We start from the raw sequence: 576 nt of genomic DNA, 5'->3' as shown, positions 1-576 counted from the left end.
AAGCAACGTCATTATTGATGGTGCATTAGTTTTACAGGCGATGAATGTGTCTGAAGATGATTCGTCAAACGAAGACTATGGCTTGATCATCGCGTTGACCGTTAAACAAGTACTTAAGCTTGAAATGGCACAAAAGATCGGAGCTATAACGTTGGTTCCTGCAAAGATGGTTCATAAATACTTATCTGTGAAAAGTAGCGATTTAATTGAGCATCGATTTGGCGTTCGACAGCTGAGAGGGAATTAAGGGTGTTCAATAAAAATATACTATTAGTCACATTAGGAGTGGCGCTATTACTCCCAGCTTCAGTCTCCGCAGGGGAGCTATTGAGCTTAGATAAAGGCGCAGCAAAAACCATTAACGTAAAACGCAACATCGACACCGTATTTGTCGCAGACACTCAAATTGCGGACTACAAGGTAATCGCAAATGGGAAGCTCGTGATTTACGGTATCGGTCGTGGTGCAACGTCGATCATTGCTTATGACCGAGCCGGAAGCGAAATTTATAACGCAGAAGTGGTAGTCAACAAGAGTCTAAGACTTCTAAAGCAAACCATTATTGCGAGATATCCA

At 42.2% G+C, this 576-nt stretch carries 1 protein-coding gene and 1 pseudogene; both read left to right on the top strand.

What is annotated here, in order from left to right; translation table 11 throughout:
- Positions 1 to 247, top strand: a pseudogene (locus R7Z50_RS29560) (pilus assembly protein CpaB); the annotation flags it as partial.
- Positions 248 to 249: 2 nt separating this feature from the next.
- Positions 250 to 576: pilus assembly protein N-terminal domain-containing protein (locus R7Z50_RS29555; RefSeq protein WP_318150022.1), on the top strand; the 327-nt coding region annotated here is incomplete at its 3' end.

The sequence above is a fragment of the Vibrio sp. 1249-1 genome (assembly GCF_033340495.1).
Note: the sequence above shows the minus strand (reverse complement) of the source record. Positions and strands in the feature narration are given on the sequence as shown.